16 protein-coding genes, 1 tRNA gene and 1 pseudogene are annotated in these 16,553 nt (G+C 62.2%); 8 read left to right on the top strand and 10 right to left on the bottom strand.

All coding sequences use genetic code 11. The features are described 5' to 3' along the window. Nucleotides 1-3 precede the first annotated feature (3 nt). Nucleotides 4-441 (bottom strand): hypothetical protein, encoded by a 438-nt coding sequence (locus AC3RCC_RS06680; protein ID WP_291645623.1) that lies wholly within the window; start codon nucleotides 439-441, stop codon nucleotides 4-6. A 547-nt stretch (nucleotides 442-988) separates the two neighbouring features. On the opposite strand from AC3RCC_RS06680, the gene AC3RCC_RS06675 reads away from it, so the two are divergent. Together AC3RCC_RS06675 and AC3RCC_RS06670 are read left to right on the top strand one after the other, a co-directional pair. Next, entirely contained in the window at nucleotides 989-1,222 is a 234-nt protein-coding gene (locus tag AC3RCC_RS06675) for a hypothetical protein (RefSeq protein WP_291645624.1), read from the top strand. Next, nucleotides 1,219-3,735 carry an ATP-binding protein gene (locus AC3RCC_RS06670; RefSeq protein WP_291645625.1) on the top strand — a complete coding sequence of 839 codons (2,517 nt, stop codon included), beginning with the start codon at nucleotides 1,219-1,221 and terminating at the stop codon, nucleotides 3,733-3,735. Before AC3RCC_RS06675 ends, AC3RCC_RS06670 begins: the two co-directional genes overlap by 4 nt. A 319-nt stretch (nucleotides 3,736-4,054) precedes the next feature. Here the strand turns inward: AC3RCC_RS06670 and AC3RCC_RS06665 are convergent, their stop codons facing one another. From AC3RCC_RS06665 to AC3RCC_RS06655, 3 genes are all read right to left on the bottom strand, one after another. Next, entirely contained in the window at nucleotides 4,055-4,324 is a 270-nt protein-coding gene (locus AC3RCC_RS06665) for a hypothetical protein (RefSeq protein WP_291645626.1), read from the bottom strand. 283 nt (nucleotides 4,325-4,607) lie between these two features. Then, complete coding sequence (locus tag AC3RCC_RS06660) at nucleotides 4,608-4,877, bottom strand: DUF6894 family protein (RefSeq protein WP_291645627.1); 270 nt, start codon at nucleotides 4,875-4,877, stop codon at nucleotides 4,608-4,610. A gap of 116 nt (nucleotides 4,878-4,993) precedes the next feature. After that, the gene (locus AC3RCC_RS06655) at nucleotides 4,994-5,407 is read right to left on the bottom strand and encodes a DUF1236 domain-containing protein (protein ID WP_291645628.1); all 414 of its coding nucleotides are present in this window, start codon (nucleotides 5,405-5,407) and stop codon (nucleotides 4,994-4,996) included. Between the two features lie 180 nt (nucleotides 5,408-5,587). Between AC3RCC_RS06655 and AC3RCC_RS06650 the strand changes: the two genes are divergently transcribed. Beyond that, nucleotides 5,588-5,663 (top strand) — tRNA-Cys (locus AC3RCC_RS06650). A gap of 364 nt (nucleotides 5,664-6,027) precedes the next feature. Beyond that, the gene (locus AC3RCC_RS06645) at nucleotides 6,028-6,327 is read left to right on the top strand and encodes a DUF982 domain-containing protein (RefSeq protein ID WP_291645629.1); all 300 of its coding nucleotides are present in this window, start codon (nucleotides 6,028-6,030) and stop codon (nucleotides 6,325-6,327) included. A gap of 152 nt (nucleotides 6,328-6,479) precedes the next feature. On the opposite strand, the gene AC3RCC_RS06640 is transcribed toward AC3RCC_RS06645, so the two are convergent. After that, nucleotides 6,480-7,652: a zinc-dependent alcohol dehydrogenase gene (locus AC3RCC_RS06640; protein WP_291645630.1), complete on the bottom strand. Its 1,173-nt coding sequence runs from the start codon at nucleotides 7,650-7,652 to the stop codon at nucleotides 6,480-6,482. Between the two features lie 182 nt (nucleotides 7,653-7,834). Here AC3RCC_RS06640 and AC3RCC_RS06635 point away from each other — a divergent pair, with 182 nt between their 5' ends. From AC3RCC_RS06635 to AC3RCC_RS06620, 4 genes are all read left to right on the top strand, one after another. Next, nucleotides 7,835-8,341, top strand: coding sequence for a YciE/YciF ferroxidase family protein (locus tag AC3RCC_RS06635; RefSeq protein ID WP_291642680.1), 507 nt, complete (start codon nucleotides 7,835-7,837; stop codon nucleotides 8,339-8,341). A 56-nt stretch (nucleotides 8,342-8,397) separates the two neighbouring features. Further along, nucleotides 8,398-8,826, top strand: a complete 429-nt coding sequence (locus AC3RCC_RS06630; RefSeq protein ID WP_291645631.1) for a low affinity iron permease family protein — start codon at nucleotides 8,398-8,400, stop codon at nucleotides 8,824-8,826. Nucleotides 8,827-8,979: 153 nt separating this feature from the next. After that, nucleotides 8,980-9,531, top strand: coding sequence for a cysteine hydrolase family protein (locus AC3RCC_RS06625; protein ID WP_492257979.1), 552 nt, complete (start codon nucleotides 8,980-8,982; stop codon nucleotides 9,529-9,531). A gap of 722 nt (nucleotides 9,532-10,253) precedes the next feature. After that, entirely contained in the window at nucleotides 10,254-10,427 is a 174-nt protein-coding gene (locus AC3RCC_RS06620; protein WP_291645632.1) for a hypothetical protein, read from the top strand. On the opposite strand, the gene AC3RCC_RS06615 is transcribed toward AC3RCC_RS06620, so the two are convergent. The 5 genes and pseudogenes from AC3RCC_RS06615 to AC3RCC_RS06595 form a co-directional block, all read right to left on the bottom strand. After that, entirely contained in the window at nucleotides 10,428-10,604 is a 177-nt protein-coding gene (locus AC3RCC_RS06615) for a hypothetical protein (protein WP_365879376.1), read from the bottom strand. A gap of 2 nt (nucleotides 10,605-10,606) precedes the next feature. Continuing rightward, the gene (locus AC3RCC_RS06610; protein WP_492258759.1) at nucleotides 10,607-11,299 is read right to left on the bottom strand and encodes an ATP-binding protein; all 693 of its coding nucleotides are present in this window, start codon (nucleotides 11,297-11,299) and stop codon (nucleotides 10,607-10,609) included. Between the two features lie 240 nt (nucleotides 11,300-11,539). Beyond that, nucleotides 11,540-11,720, bottom strand: a pseudogene (locus AC3RCC_RS06605) (Mu transposase domain-containing protein); the annotation flags it as partial. Nucleotides 11,721-12,430: 710 nt separating this feature from the next. Next, entirely contained in the window at nucleotides 12,431-13,936 is a 1,506-nt protein-coding gene (locus tag AC3RCC_RS06600; protein ID WP_492257978.1) for an AICE element replication initiation protein, read from the bottom strand. A gap of 611 nt (nucleotides 13,937-14,547) precedes the next feature. Next, nucleotides 14,548-16,470, bottom strand: a complete 1,923-nt coding sequence (locus tag AC3RCC_RS06595) for a site-specific integrase (RefSeq protein ID WP_291645644.1) — start codon at nucleotides 16,468-16,470, stop codon at nucleotides 14,548-14,550. Between the last annotated feature and the right edge of the window lie 83 nt (nucleotides 16,471-16,553).

Genomic DNA, 16,553 nt, shown 5'->3' with positions numbered 1-16,553 from the left:
GCCTCACTGTGCCCGGCCAGGCGGGTGCGGCAAGGGCGTCAGCACGATGCCGAGCCGCTCGGCATCGTTCTTCATCGCGGCCTCGACCATGAAGATCGCGTTCGAGCGCGCACCTTCCCCATCCAGCTGCGCCATCGACTCAAAGACGTGGATCTTCAGCGCAAGGACCGCGCGAAGCTCGGTCGGGGCCTCGGCCAGCAGCAGCGCCATTCGGCGAGCGGCGATCCTCGCGCCCTCGGCGAGCTGGCGGCCGTTGAGGCCGTAGTCAGCATGGAAGTGCTCCGGCGCCTCCTCCAGCAAAAAGGCGTCTGAGTGGCAGGCCTCCCAGCGCAGGAAGAGTTCGTCAGCGGTCTTTTGCGTTGCGTAAGCACGCGCATAGAGCCGCATCTGGTCGTCGTCGGGCAGGTTGCCGTGGCCGGCGGCAAAGGTCTCGTTCGTCATATTCAAATCCAAGGAGCGCGGGCCCGAGGACCCGCTCCAGGGATCTTCACTCTCGGGGGTGATCTCAAAGGAGATTCCGCCCTGCGCCCTTCTCAGCCCCTTTGGCCAATTCTTCCGAAGTTGGCCCATTCCTGACGTCGGGAGCGTCCGCTTTCCGGTAACCTGGTTGGCAGCCACGCCGCGGCCGGAGCTGGCCATTAGGCGAACTTGCGAAGTTCCGCTTGTAGTTGCCGCATAGGCGCGCCCGATGGGACGGGAGAATAGCCCAGAACGACGCACGCCTTGTCCTAGGTGACGCTCGCGTCGTAGCCGAATGGAATGACGAGGTCTGAGATCTCTTTGCCCGCCTTGAAGGCCGGACCGGGGGATCGCCTAGGGCTCAAGAAGGGTCAGTGGCAAGCTGGAGCAGGAAGAAGATCCATTTGCGGGCATCGCCGGCATCTCGGGGCGGTTGGTGGACGGAAGCTGTTATCCAAGCGTGAACTGAGGCCTCGACCTAGATTGGGTAATGAGCCCATTATAGTAGGACGGTTTTGAAGAGGAAGGAATGTCAAACGATACCCAGCAAAAGGCGGAGCCTGCGCAAGAACAAGCGCCCCACGCCGGCGACGCAGCGCCCGTGGCTACCGTGGCGAGCGGCGTGCTGGGCGCGTTCTTCGACGAACTCGAAAAGACCGAAGACCTCAAAGACAAAGCCGGCAAGCTGCGCGCGCTCATTCTCGGCGAGGGGGTCATGGCAGAGCCCGCCATCCGCGCGATCCTTTTCCCGGATGCGACATGATCCGCATCGACAAGATCACCATCCGCAAGTTCCGCGGGATCATCGAGCTGGAGTTGGAGCCCAAGGGAGAGAACTTCGCGGCGTGCGGGCCGAACGGCACTGGCAAGAGCGGCATCGTCGACGCGATCGAATTCGCCCTAACCGGCAATCTCTCTCGCCTGTCCGGTCGCGGCACCAAGGAGCTGTCGGTCAAGCAGCATGGGCCGCACGTCGATTACGTTAAGAAGCCCGAGGAGGCGTGGGTCCGGCTCGACGTGAGCCTGCCGTCGCTAGGCAAGAAAGCGTCAATCACTCGCACGGTTAAGGCGTCCACGGTGCCGACCATTGAGCCGGGCGACGCTGACGTCCTGGCCGCCTTCGCCGATGTCAAGCTCCATCCCGAATTCGTTTTGTCGCGGCGCGAGCTGATCCGCTACATCATCGCGGAGCCCGGGGACCGGTCAGACGAGGTTCAAGCGTTGCTGCGCCTCAGCGATGTCGAGAAGCTGCGCGGCGTACTCAATAAGATAAACAACGCCTGCGGCAAGGACGTGGCGCCGGCTGAGCGCGCCGTGCGGACGGCGACGCAGCCGCTGCTCGATGCCCTTGGGATCGAGAGTCTCAGCAGGACGGCCATGCTGGGCGCGGCCAACGCCAAACGCGCCCTGCTCGGCCTGATCCCGCTTGATGACGTTACGGCGACCACGGACCTGGCGGACGGTCTCAAGGCCGAAGGCGACGGGGTGGTGCAGAAGGTTCCCAAGGCGCAGGCCGCCGCGGACTTGGCGACGCTACGCAGCGCTCTGACAACCTTGGGCAGCGACGAGGTTAACGCCCGGCGAGCCAAGGTCGCCGATGCAACATTGGCGCTATCTGGCGACGCCGACGCCGCCAACGAGGTCAAGCGCGAGACGCTGCTGAAGACGGCGCTCGATCTTTACGATGACGAGCAATGCCCGGTTTGCGACACGCCACAGACGCCCGACCACTTCACGGCCCACCTGAAAGGCAAGCTCGATCATCTATCCGAGGTTGCCCAGCAGCGGAAGGCGATCGAGGCGGAGATCGCGCCTCTGCTCGACGTGATCACCGCTGCGGGATCGGCAATCCGAACGATCCTCCCATATGGGGCGATGTTCGAGCCGAAGCTCGAACTCAAGGACTTGGCCGAGTTCAGAGTTCTCCTGGGCGGCCGATATCAGCAGCTCAGCAAGCTGCTGCCCCTTGAGGACACGCTTGCGATCGTCGAGACCGGGTTCGACACGGCGCCGCTCGCCGCGGACCTCGGTGCGGTCGAGGCCGCCATCAAGGCAGTGCCCGAACCAAACGCTGAGGTCGGGGCGCGGACGTTCCTGCTGAACTCCCAGGCGCGGTTGACGGCCTATCGGGAAGCGAAAGCGGCGCACGAGATCGCTAAAGCCAATGCCACGCTGGCGGCCCGGGTCTATGAGACCTACGGTGCCTCTACGACGGCGGCCCTGGAGGCGATCTACGCCGATGTCGAGAGCACGTTCTCTGACCTCTACCGCGAGATCAACAAGCCTGATGAGGGCAAATTCACGGCCCAGTTGCTGCCCTCGCTCGGCAAGCTCGGCTTCAATGTGGACTTCTATGGGCGCGGCCAGTTCCCGCCCGGCGCCTTCCACAGCGAAGGCCACCAAGACGGTATGGGACTCTGCCTGTACCTGGCGCTGATGAGTCATCTGCTCGGCCCCAACTTCACGTTCGCGGTCCTCGACGATGTTTTGATGTCGGTCGACCGGGGGCATCGCCGGGAGGTGTGCGCGCTTCTCAAGAAGCGCTTTCCAAATACCCAGTTTATTCTGACCACCCACGACGAGGTGTGGCTGCGGCATATGAAGGCCGAGGGCCTGATCAAGGGAAAGAGCTTCGCTCACTTCAAGCACTGGAGCGTCGCGACGGGCCCGGCCGAGTGGACGGACGCCGGAATTTGGGAGGAGATCGACGCCCATCTAGCGCAGGGGGACGTCCAGCCGGCGGCGGCGGCGCTACGCCACCATCTCGAACACTTCGCCGGGGAGATGTGCCACCGGCTGCGCGGCGTCGTCGAATACCGGGGCGACGGCAACTTCGGCTTCGGTGACCTGATCACCGGCGCCGCCAACGCCCTGACCGACGCCTACAAGAAGGCCAAGGCTTCAGCCAACTCGTGGAACAAGCAGGAGGTGGTGACCGCCATCGGAGAGCGGGCCTCCGCCTTCACCGCCGCAAGGGAGGCAGCCAAAGTGGACCAGTGGCAGCTAAACGCCGGCGTCCACTACAATCCCTGGGCCGACCTGACGCGCGAGGACTTTCAACACGTGGTCGACGCCTACAAGGCGTTCGCGGCGCATTTCGAATGCGCGAACTGCTTGGAGCTGCTTTGGGTCACACCGGAGTACAAGCCGAAGGAGCAGCTCTGCTGTGCTTGCGGCGACGCCAGCCTGAACCTGATCGTCAAGCCGGTCGGGGCGAAGCCCGCCACCGCACCCGCCTCCACAAAAGAAGAGGCGGTTGAGCCCGTCATCAAATGATCTTGGAGCCGAGTTCAGGTCTGCTCCGCGCGCGGAAGAGCTTTAGATGCGATCATGTCGGCCTATGGCCACTTCGGGTCGCGGCTGGACGATCATCGACTGCTGCGCACCCCTTCAATTAGAAGCACCGCCCGGGTGAGTCTCTGGAGCGGCGATTGCAGCCCCCTCTTCCAACTACACGCTGTTGAGACAACCGCGCATGCTCAAACAGAACGCATCGGCAAGGGATCTATGGAGACAGTTGCTGGAGCAGCTTTCCAGCGACCCCTACGCCACGCCCAAGCCCCTGGGACGCCGCAAGATGAGCACACGCAGGCCTTCACACCATAGAGTCTGACTGCCGGTTCTCCGCGACAACCCCGTCGCTGGTAGCTTTTTGCCGAAAGTGATCAATGGCACGCTCCACGAGATCCTGCTCGTCTAGCGCCACCGGCGCAAGGGAAGCGACGATGAACTTGAGCCTGGTTCGCTCGGCCTCCTCCGACCCCAGCATCACAATCTGCTCGTTCTGAACCCTTGCCCAGGCGGCTTCCCAAGCGGCCAACGCCCGAGCAATATCGACCGGGTCTCGCAACGAACTGAAAGGCATCCCACCCTCCTCCTTCACAGGGCACTGTTTGAGATTGCGGCCATAATAAGATGCCGGCTCCCCTCGTTTTCAAGAGGCCGTGCGGCTTACAGAGGCCAGCGTCTGGAGGCCCACCAAGACGTGGCGGCCACAGCCAACATCCCGCAAATGACCGCCAAGACAGTCCACACTTCGCACCCATGTTTCTGGAAAGATCACGGTGTCTACGCGACAGCCGCAGCGTAACTTCAACTGCGAAGGCAGAATGGCGGCGAAGGGTCGCAGACCGCGGAGCGCAGGGCGATTACTTGGCTGATCCGCCGTTCAAACCACGTGCCTTGATATCGGCGGCCGCCTCGCCTCGAAAGGTGACAGAGGCCTGATAGATGACCGTCCCCGAGGGATCTTGGACCGCAATCCGGAATTCGGCCTGAGCCGCCTCAGGCAGATCTGCAACCAGCTCGGCCAGCGCGCGGTGAGCGTCTCTCACTGCAACCGCGTCGCTCGGGTGTTCAATAGGGTCAGTCAGATCGACATGGTGCTCGTCGTTCACAGCAAACCGGTACAGCGGCATCGGCACCTCCCATCAACTCCGGGGAAAATGCCGATGGCCGTATCCGGTTCCTGCAGCTGGAAACAAAAAAGGCCCGGCCCCGCGTGAGCGAGACCGGGCCTTTTGGCTTGCCCTGCTTACTCGATGACCTGGACGATCTTGCGAGTCTTCGGCTCGACCAGGACCGTGCGGTTGTTGACGACGGTATAGCGGTAATCCTTCACGCCATACTCAGCCGGCACTTCACGGTAAGTGACGCCACGCTCGGGCAGCACGGCGCCGACCCGAACTTCTTCGCTGTATGTGTAGGATGGGACGCGCTGCTCGGTCACATAGGTTTTGAAGCGCGGAGTGTTGTCGCCGATGATGCCTCCGACAACGGCGCCCCCGACGCCGCCCACAACAGCGCCTACCGGGCCGCCGACAACCGCACCGCCAACTGCGCCAGCAGCTGCGCCGCCGGCCGCGCCACCCTGGGCTCCCGAGGGGTTCTGAGCGTAAGCCGCCATCGGAGCCAAGGCGATTGCGGCAGCAAGAATGATCTTCTTCATGACTTGAACTCCCGTTGCTCCCCAGTTGGCGCCACAACTTAGAATCAATGTAAAAGGTTCCACTTGGGATCGGTTGGCTTTGGGCTTTCCTTGCCAACAGCAACTTGCGAGCGCATGCTGGGAGCATGGCATTCACCGGAGCTGCTGCGTTCGCGGCGTGAGGCGCGGTCGCGTCTCTTCGACCTTGTGGCGGAATGGAAACGCGGGGGATTGCATATCCTCAGGTCCCTGGCTCGAGTCCAGGGCAAGGTCGCCAGGGACGCACAATCGGCGCAGCGGAACTCTCTTGAGATACCCGCGTTGTCAGCCGCCCATTCCTTTGTCGAGTCCCGCCCATGTCGCTTCCCGCATCGCTATGGCTGGGCACTCTTGCCCTCATCCTCGGGACTCTAGCGGTGCTGTCCTTCGGGGGCCCTTGACGAAGCGGCGCCGAGCCACTCGGAGCCGCTTAGGCCGGCCTGCATTCGCGAGGGGCTCTCTAGGACGTCAGCAAGACGCTCGGCAGCCGCCGGCTGCCCCTTGAACCGACTGCCATTGCCCATAAATCTTCCGGCGCTGCAGCCCGGAGCTCCTGCCCTGCTGCGGCAATCGCATCCATGTTACTACAGGAGGATACGACCTTGGCACTTCCGTCAGATCAATTCGAGCGTCCTGTCGTGGTGCTGACCCAGTTCGGCGTTCCCACCGCAGTTTCATCGGCGATGGAGGCCTACATGTTCCTGACCGACTGGCCTGCTTCGCAGCGCGACGTTGTTTATTCGCTGGCACTGAAAGGCTGTCTGGCAGCCGTTCGTGGCGACATCGAAACTGAGACAGCGCGAGGGCTCTTCGCTTCATGGGCGGAACGACGCGACATCCTCGCGCCCGACGTCGCAGCTTTCATCAGCAGCCGGCGCGGAAGCTCGCACGGCGCCCGCTAACGCAAAGGCCCGGCCCCGTCGTCAGGGACCGGGCGCACGGACTGGAACAATGCGGCTAAGCCCACGCCTTGAGGCCCACGATGTCGTGGCCGGGCTGGATCCTGGCCACGCGCCGGTAACCAGGGTGAGCTTTCCAATTGCCTGTCTTTCGCTCACGGGGTGAGAACGACTTTGATGCAGCCGTCCTCCTTGTCGCGAAATGTCTTGTAGAGGCCCGGGCCGTCCTCCAGCCCGGCACGGTGCGTGATGACAAAGGAAGGGTCGATTTCGCCGGAGGTGATCTTCTCGAGCAGCGGCGCGAGGTAGCGGTGCGTATGCGTCTGACCAGTTTTGAGCGTCAGGCCCTTGTTCATGAAAGCGCCCATCGGCATCTTGTCGAGATAACCGAAATAGACGCCGGGCATGGAGATCGTTCCGCCCTTTCGGCAGCACATCATTGCCTCCCGGAGCGCATGCGGACGATCGGTCGCGAGATAGGTTGCAGCCTTGATCTTGTCGACGATGGCATCGAATGATCCGCTGCCGTGCGCCTCGGCACCAACTGCTTCGATGCAGCGATCCGGACCACGCCCCGCCGTCATTTCCATAAGCCTGTCGTAGACCGGGCCGTCATCGGAGTTGACGATCTCAGCTCGCCCCTTAGAGGCAGCCAGGGCCAAGCGCTCAGGCACGTTGTCGATGGCGATGACTCGGCCTGCACCGAACATCCAGGCTGACTGGATCGCGAACTGGCCGACGGGCCCGCAGCCCCAGACGGCGACTGTGTCTCCCTCCTCGATTTCGGCATTCTCCGCCGCCATGTAGCCGGTCGGGAAGATATCCGAGAGAAAAAGCACCTGCTCATCAGGGATGCCTGTCGGGACCTTGATAGGACCGACATCGGCGTACGGCACTCGCAGGAACTCCGCCTGCCCACCTGGGAAGCCACCCAGCATGTGCGAGTAGCCGAACAGGCCGGCAGGTGACTGCCCCATCGCCTTCCTGGCTTCGTCGGCATTCGGGTTGGAGCGGTCACAGAGCGAGAACAGCTGCTTGCGACAAAAGAAGCAGTCACCGCAGGCGATATTGAAAGGCACGACCACCCGATCGCCGACCTTGAGGTTGCGAACACCGCTTCCAATCTCGACGACCTCGCCCATGGTCTCATGACCCAGAACGTCCCCGGCTTCCATGCTCGGCGTATAGCCATCGTAGACGTGAAGGTCGGACCCGCAGATCGCGCACGCGGTGACCTTGATCACCACGTCGCCGGCATCCTGGATCTGCGGATCAGGCACCGTTTCGCAGCGGATATCGCTCTTGCCGTGCCAGCAGAGGGCTTTCATGACGTTCTCCTGCGGATGGCCCCCGCCATGGTTCCGAACGTCACAAGCCGACAAGCGTTCCCAGGCTTTTAGGAGCTTCGGCGAGTTGCGATACAACGACCTCGAGCCAGCGACGAACTTGGGCTGGAACATGCCGCTGACACACCGGTTTCATCGGCACGGTCCACCATAGGAGACTGACGATGGCGAACGACCCCAAGACCCTGAATGACCTCTTCCTCGATACGCTCAAGGACATCTATTACGCGGAGAAGCAGATCCTGAAGGCCTTGCCGAAAATGGCTAAGGCAGCGACGGCGCCGGAACTGAAGCAGGCGTTCGAAAAGCACCGGGATGAGACAGAAATGCATGTCGAGCGCCTGGCCGATGTGTTCGAGATCGTCGGCAAGGCACCGCGCGGCAAAACCTGCGACGCCATCCTCGGTATCATCGAAGAGGGCAAGTCGATCATCGAGGAGTTCGAAGGCAGCCCCGCCCTCGACGCTGGCCTTCTCGCTTCGGCGCAGGCTGTGGAGCACTACGAGATTTCTCGTTACGGCACACTGAAGGCCTGGGCCCAGCAACTGGGAATGGCGAACGCCGCCAAACTTCTGGACCAGACGCTCACCGAGGAGATGAAGACGGACCAGACGCTGTCCCAGCTCGGCGAGAGCAAGATCAACAAGCAGGCTCAGGCCAAGGCGGCCTGATTTACGGGTGGTTTCGGCGGCGCGTCGGAGCCACCCTTTCCCACTCCGAGGCAACCATGCCCGACCAATCAGACCCGATTTCCGATCTTGGAAATTCTTCCTTCTTCACCCGGCTTTCTCAAAACGTTGCGCGCTACTCGGGCAAGCCTGGCACCTTCTTTGCGGCGCTCGGAATCGTCGTCGCTTGGGCTCTTTCCGGCCCGTTCTTTGGCTTCAACGACACCTGGCAGCTTGTCATCAATACCTCGACCACAATCGTGACGTTCCTGATGGTGTTCGTGATCCAAAACAGCCAGAACCGCGACACTGCGGCGATGCAGATCAAACTCGACGAATTGCTTTCAAAGGTCGAAGGAGCTCGTGAGGAGCTCATGGATCTCGAAGAACTCGACGAAGAGAAGCTCGCGACAATCCGCGACGACTACGAGCGTCGAGCAAAGCGAGCGCGCAGCCAACCGGACTGCAACGTCCCGGGCGTTACCTGATCGAGTGACGGGGCCGCCGTACTGGCTCAATGTGACTTCAGTTGTCTTCTTCCCTGATCCGCTTTCGCGAGGCCAGGTTGCCGTTTTGGAAAAGAGCTTGTGGGCGACTGTCTTCCTGAACTGACAACACGTACTGTTCATTTGTGCGTCGACATGCAGAGGCTGTTCGGTCCGGAAGGACCGTGGCCCACGCCATGGATGGCTCGTGTGCTGCCGCAGTGTGTCGCCTTGGTGGAGCGCCATCCGCAAGCCACCATTTTCACACGGTTCATCACGCCTTCGACCATGGACCACGCGGTCGGAGCCTGGCGCGATTTCTATGACCGCTGGCCACACACGACGCGTGATCGGCTCCAAGCGGACCTGCTAGAGCTCGTCCCAGAACTGGCTCGGTACGCGCCGCCCGCCCATGTGTTCGACAAGCCCGTCTACTCGGCATTTGCAAGCCGTAGATTACTCGCTCATCTCCGTGACCGGTCGGCCGACACAGTCATTCTGTCAGGCGCCGAGACCGACGTTTGCGTGCTCTCGACAGCGTTAAGCGCGGTCGACCATGGTTTCAAAGTCGTGATCGCGACGGACGCTGTATGCAGCTACTCGGATGTGGGACACGACGCCCTGCTGGGACTCTTTCGCGCGCGCTTCAGCCAACAGATTGCGGTTGCCCCAACCAGCGAGATTTTGGATCGCTGGCGCGCTGTTTGATCGCAGGCTCGACGACATGCATCGGCGGATGCTCCCAGCGACGGGTTCCTCCACTTGCGCGCCCTATGAGCTGGCGGGAACGCTCACTGGTCCCAATTGCGAGCCGCGGTGCCTCGTTGCCACGCGCCATCTACAAACGAGACAAAGCCCCGTCCCGCGTTAGCGAGACCGCCTAATTGGCGTGCTCATGCGACGGTTTTTAGTACGGCCAGCGCTTTGTAATAACGGCCAGACCGAAGAGAGCGATGCCGATGAGTAGCGCCCCAGTCTCCACACCATCCTCCCAAGATCCGGGAGAAAATTTACTGGCGGGCGCAAAGTTCCGCGCGACAGCGCCAACATCGAAACTCAGACAGCCCGCGAGGCGATGGCGGATGCGATCTCTTTATCCGGGCGGGTCCCAGAGCAGCCAGAGCACGACGGCGCCCAATGGCCCTGCATTGAGCAGAACCACCGGCAGGCCGGAAATATCCACGGGCGCGCTCCTCAGCCGCGAGTGGCGCCGGCGGCAACGACACCGATCTTCGCAGCGAGCTTCTCGGCGATGGCGTCCGGATCGAGCCCGAAGCGCGCGACGGCATCGGGAACGGCCTGCTGCACGTAGGTGAAGCCTTCGGCGATCCGGGGCCGTCGACGGGCCGCCGGGCCGCCAGCGCGCCGGAGCCAAGGCGCCCGATCAGGAGGCCCGCCCCCCGCGTCAGCGCGGTCAGCAATGCCTCGCGATGCCGCGCCTCGATGTCGAGCCCGAGCTTTTCGCGGATCAGCTTGAACAGCCAGGCGGCGAACGCCGCGATAAAGATGCCGGCGATCCTACCGCTGTCAAAGGCTTTGGATCATTGGTCGAAGCGGCCGATCGGGTGCGTATTTCGCCAAGGAGGCTGGTCGCGACCGCCTGATCATGTCCGGACAGGTGAAGATGACCTCACACCAAGCGAGCTTGACGACAGCCTTGCGTCACCTTCGCCGTTCGAAATGCGGCGGTCTGAGATCCGCCGCATGGAGTGCCTCCTAGCCGCTTTCACCGCGATCTTCTTCACCTGCGACAACGCCTCCTGTGTTTTTGGCAGTGTCACGATCAGGACGCCGTTCTTGAATTCGGCGCTGGCCTTGTCCGTGTCGAGACCCCCGGCAGGGGGATCGAGCGATAGAACGAGCCGTAGGAGCGTTCCGATAGGTAATAACCTCTGTTGCTCTCCTCGCGATTACTCCTCTTCTCGCCTTTGATGGTGAGGGTATTGTTGGTGAGCGAAACGTCGATCTCCTTCTGGTCAATGCCCGGAAGTTCAATCGAGATCTCCAGTGCGCTTTGCGTTTCGGCAACATCGGTTCTCGGACCATCAGGAGCCCAGTGCCGGAACGCCGCGAACGGCTGATCGAACCGTTTCCAGAAGTCCTCAAAGATCCAGTTCACATCACGCTGGAGAGAAAACACGGGGTTGACCGCCTCGACGCCCAGCGCCAGGCTGAGATGGGTTTTACCGGTGCCGGGCGGGCCGATCAGATGGACGGCTTCGGCGCGATCGATGAACTGCAGCTCGGCGAGCGCCATGATGCGGTTCCTGTCGAGCGAGGGCTGGAAGGAGAAGTCGAAGCCAGCCAGCGTCTTGACCGCCGACAGGCGGGCCATCTGCATGGCTATTTTGATGCGCCGGTTCTCGCGCAGGGTCAGTTCCTCGGCGAGCAGGATGTCGATCGCTTCCAGCGCGGTCGTCTCACCGCGCTCGATGCCGCGTAGCGTGACGTCGAGGATTTCCAGGGCGCGCGGCATTTTGAGGCCGACGAGATTGCGCTTGACGCGATCGATGAGCGCCGGCGCGGCGCCGGCCGGCTTGAGAGGGCGCTCATAGCGCGCCTCCCTGGGCGAGCCGCCGCCCGACCGCTTCGTAGAAGTCGAGCGAGCGACGCGCGGCACGATCGCCAGCGCGCAGGATCAGGGGCGGGCTGGCCTCGCTTGGCCGTCGGCGCGGCAGAGCCGGATTTTTGCGGTGCGTGGGATCGAACCGCTTTTCGCCGCGCCCTTCGAGCGGGGCGTGACAGGCGATGAGCGCGCCGTCCTCGAAGATGCGGATGGAATCGGCGAGCACGTGAACGTCGAGAACGCGGCGCCCCGTCGTATCCGGCACACTGTAGAAATTGCCGCCGACGCAGACCATGCCTTCGTGCGACACGCGCCGTTCGAGCCGAAGCACCGCCTGGTAGGGCGCAAGCGGCATCCGGCACGCAGGGCCCGAGGGGCTGCCCGGCGTGTTGGGGCGTGGGAGCCCGCAGAGCGCGCGCTGGAGCGTGGCGGGGCGCAGGGAGAGCCGTGACGGTCCGTTCGCGTGCTCGGAGCAGGAGGACGGAGCAACAGCTGCGACCGAGATTCCACCCGAACCAGGGCAGCCGAATAGGCCAATAATCGACCTGTCTCATATCTGGCCGACAGGAACGCGCTCCCTCGCTGTTCTGTCGCGAGAACAAGCTCAGAGGACCGTGGTAGGTCCGGGGTGATCGCGCGGGCTCGTCGCACCCCGGGAGTCCCACGGGTCGCCCCCATATCGCAGTCAGGAGCTTCTCGCGGGATGGGCGCAGGAAAATTTGAATGAGACCTTTTTCTTGATTTCGCCGTCCGCAGCGTCCGCAGCGTCCGGCAAGGACCCGCTGGGCAATATCGCCTGATTTGAACGGCTCGGATCACGAAGTCAGCTCTCCTCGAGCGAGTGCCGGCATCGGCGGCCCATTCCAGCAACGGCTGACCTTTCGCAGCCTTTTCGAAGCTTGAGCGACCTCCGCCTCCGAAGCTCGTTCGATAGATTCAAGCAGGGGTGATTGCGGACGCTACCTGGGCCAGCAGTGAAATCACCGTCCGGGATCGTCCGAACGAGGCTGAGAATGGCTGACCCACGATTTTTGCCAGAAGCTAAAACAAATGGAGCGTGCGCCGCCGGTCTTTGGTTTTGGCTCGGTGAAACGCGACGTTGATCTTCTTGGCGATGAGGATCGGCTTGATCCGCTTCACATGGCTTGAGATCTGGGCGAGACCGGTGGGAACGGGAAGGCGCGAACCCGAGGCTTTCAGGCGTCGGGCGATTTCGGCTTGGAGCTCCTGCATCGTTCCGCTCCAGCAGTTTTTATTCTCGTCCCACAGTTCGAGGATGGTCAGCAGGATCGGATCCAGCTCGGCAAGTTCGTCCGCCGCAGTCTGCCTATTTTTGTCATAGGCGTTCATGAAGCTTCCAGGCCCGCCGAAAAGATCCTCGATCGCGATACCGAGCATCGCGAATTCAGCCATGCGCGGCAGGGGGCCCGGGCTCCATTCACCGAACTCCTCGCTCAAGAACTTGCGACGCGCAAAAGCGAGAAGATCCAGCAGGGCCTCCGTCAATCTTGGTGCAAGAGCAGAAAAGGCCTTGTTGACGGATGCGGTATCGCGGCGGCCACCCTCAGGAAACGCAGTCGTGTTGATGACCAGGGCACGATCGGCGAGATCAGGTCTTAGGATAAGATCCCCGATTCCATTTAGGATGACCGGAGCTTTGAACTCGAGATAAACCTCGTCGGCGTCGGTCCTCGCCCGCCGCATCGCGAAAACTCCGCCCGTCGAAATCTTGCACAGATTGTCGCTCATCGGCGCCGAGATGCGCGAGACATTGTCGAAAGCAAGGAGACGGGCGTTGCTGGCCGAGACAAATAAGTCCTTCTCCGAAGAGGGCAGCGATCTCAAAGGCGCGCTGCTTGGATCGACCAACTCATGGGTCAGTCGGACAAGCGTCGATTTTGCAGAGCCTTGATCACCACATACGGTCAGGACTGGATAGGGACCATCCGGAGTGAGCGCGCATACGCACCACGTCATGAGAAGCTGAAAATCATCAGCGGTATCAAGGTTCAGAAGCGCCTTGAAAGCCTTGAACGCTTCTCGATGCTTAGCCTGACAAGCGACATCTAGCTCGTTCGTATTGCCATTGACCGCACCCTGGCTGCGAATCTTGGGAAAGGGGCGCATCGCGCGGCTTCTGGCAAAATGCACCGGTGCTCGCGTGGCATGGTTCCATAAACCCTGACTGATGACGATGACGTCGCGCGCTTCGTTGCCGAGGTCGATAAACCAGTCTTTTCCGTCTGAACCGACACGGCGAAAAATGCGCTTCTCCGGTTCATCGGCTGCATGATCACCGATTTCATTGATCGCCGTCCGCAATGCATGAGGCGATGGATGGCGCTTGTGCTCGCGCAGGAATTCTCGGCGTACCCATGCCCTGAACCCACGCGACGCGACCGCGAAGGCTTGGCGACCTGCGCCGATGGGAACGGAGGCAAAGCCCTCTCCCTGCCAGGAAAACAACTCAATGAAGGCACCCGTCGGTGACAAGATCTTGCGAAGGAGATCGAGGTCGGATGGCGGTGGATCGTCCTTTTTTCTCACCGCTGCTGCCCCCGGCTGGTCGCCACGTCGCCCGCCGCACACGCGGCGGCCTGCTGTATCGTGAGAGCACCCAAGAATCCGTTTATCGTGTCCGCACTCGCTCATGACGCACGCGCGACCCGCTCGGCCTTGCCTGCCATCCTGCATCGCCGGTGCGATGGCAGCCCAGCATGCTCAAGGCAGCTCTGCGCTGATCGAAGTCGCCACGGAGAAGAAGGAAACGGGAATGCCCCGGGGGAACCCTGCACGAAAAGGACCAAATCATGACGACTATCGACAAGCGGCCCTCCAAAAGGCCGATCGGCAGCGCGCTCCTGCCGGAAGGGTCGGCTGGCGCCGTCGGGCGCTGGTTTCCAACGCAGTGGCCGCGCATTTGCGGCGAAAACCTTCTCCCATTGCAGGATGATGCGTTCCTGACGGCGCCGTTCCGCTCGCGCTACCAGCCGGGCCTGCGGACGCCTGATCAGGATCATCGAGGTCATCATCCACCGACATGTCACGCTCGGTCCGCCGGCCCGAAATGTGAGTTGGGTGTCGCGCGGGCAGGGAATCAAGAAGGAAGGGTCCTTCTAGCCGACGCATACGTGCGGAATGTCGGCGCGGCGCTAGCGCTATCGTCGAGCCGACGAAACGCCGACGGTTGCCATGGCCCTGAGGGCCTTCTCGACCTTCGGGCCATAATCGAGGGCCTGAACCGCGGAATTGAGCGTTGGCAAATCGAAGCCGGCTCCATACCCGCTCGTCGTGTCGGAGACATCGTGGCCAAGCACCTCCTGCATGACCGCGTAGAGCGGTTTGGCCTGGTTGCGGAACTGATCGGTGACGCGGTGGCGAAAGCTATGAAAGGTCTTGTTTTCCTCAGCCGGCACGAACTTTCGCGCGTAGCGTCCCCACCATTTGCTGAACCCGTGCGTGATCTTCCCACGATACGGCGTCAGCAAGGGAAAGAGCCGAACCGCTCCTGCCTTCCGTTGCGCAGCGACGTATGTCGGCAACCCGAGGTCAATCAGACGCTGGTGGATCGGGACCTTGCGCCGCGACGACTTGGTCTTCCGGCGCGTCTCCTGGCCGGGCGTATCGTCGATCGTCTCCATGTCGCAGTAATGAATTCCGTCTTCGCAGCGGATATCCGCCGTCCGCAGCTGACCGATCTCTTCCAGACGCGCGCCACTGTACATCGAAATCAGCGGCAGCCACTTCTGCGCCTCGCCTCCGCCTGCGGAATAGCGCGTCCCCTTGGAAAAGACGGGCGAGGCCAGAAGCTTTTCAAGATCCTGGTCGGTATACGGTTGGCGTTTGACAACCTCGCCTTCCTTGAGCTTGAACTTCGTCCCAGCACAGGGATTGCTCGGGATTTCGTCGTGATTCAGCGCGATGGCAAGGATCGCTGAAATCGCTCCGATCGCCTTGTCGTTGATCGTGCTCCGCGACAGAAGCTTCGCCCGGTTCTTCGCCGCCCATTCCTGGATGACTGCGACACTGGCCTCCCGGAGGTCGGCCGGTACATTCCGCGGGAAGAGGCTCAACCCGTCGCGATAGGCAAGGACTTGCTTCTTCGTGATCGAGCGGATCGGCAGGTTGCCGTTGATGGCGATGAAACGCTCGACATAGACACCGTATTCCTCTGCTGTCTTGTCGGCCGGCTTCTGCTGGAGCTTCCAGGCCTCGTAGGCATCCCGCAACTTCGAACCTTCGTCGGGGTCGGATAGCTTCAGCGGCTCGACCGGAACCGGCGTCTGGACGGGCTTTCCATTCAGTCGCGCAAGCACGTCCCGATGGGCTTCCATCCCTGCTCTCAAGAGGGCAAGAACAAGCCGTCGGCGATCGGGATGCACGCGGGGAATGATCACGCCGTTTTCGGCGAGAACGGCATCGACCTCGTTCTCTCCGACAGCATCGTCGAGCATCTGCCTGATCGCGCGAGCGCTGGCCTCCGAATGCCCATCGGCGGTCAGCGAGGCGAGCCTCGGAACAAGAGAAGAGCTGTCGTAGTCGAAGGCCTTCATGTCCTCCAAGCCGCGCGTTAGCGCTCCGAGTTCGCGCTCATGCGCTTCTCGCCGCGCCGCCCGGATGGCGCCCGGATCGGACTTCGACCAGCCAGCCTCCTCCAGGACGATCTCCGTCTCGTCGGCGAGCGTGTCGTCACTCAACGCCTCGTCATCATCGCGGCTCAGAATCTGCTGGTAGTAGCGCTTCGCCATCGTTTCGATATCCGACGGGGACAAGCCAGTGACCGCGCGCGGCGTTTCGGGACGCTTCGATCGGACCAGCCGAAGGCGCGCGACTTCGATGATGTCCTCGACTTGCGGGTGAACATCGAACCAACGCTTGCGCGCGAGGGCGATGTCACGCGTGCCTAGTGCGATCTTGATGGTGGCACGTCCACCAACCGCGCGTCGCTCGCCCGTCCATGGCAATGCGACCTCTCCCGCTGCAGCAGCCCGAAGCGCAGGCGGGATGTTGCGGAAATAGGTGAAACCGCCTTCAGCGCGTTCGACGAGAAACGGATTTCCGTTGGCGTTGATGCGGCCCATCCGGCACCTCCAGAGCGCCGGATTCTAACCAGGATTCTTACCAGAATTCCTACCAGCCGTCGCAGCGAGGCTAAACCTCGCAT

The organism is Allobosea sp. GW823-FHT01F03 (genome assembly GCF_058798075.1).
The sequence above is the reverse complement of the archived record's forward strand: the minus strand, read 5'-3'. Positions and strand labels throughout refer to the sequence as shown.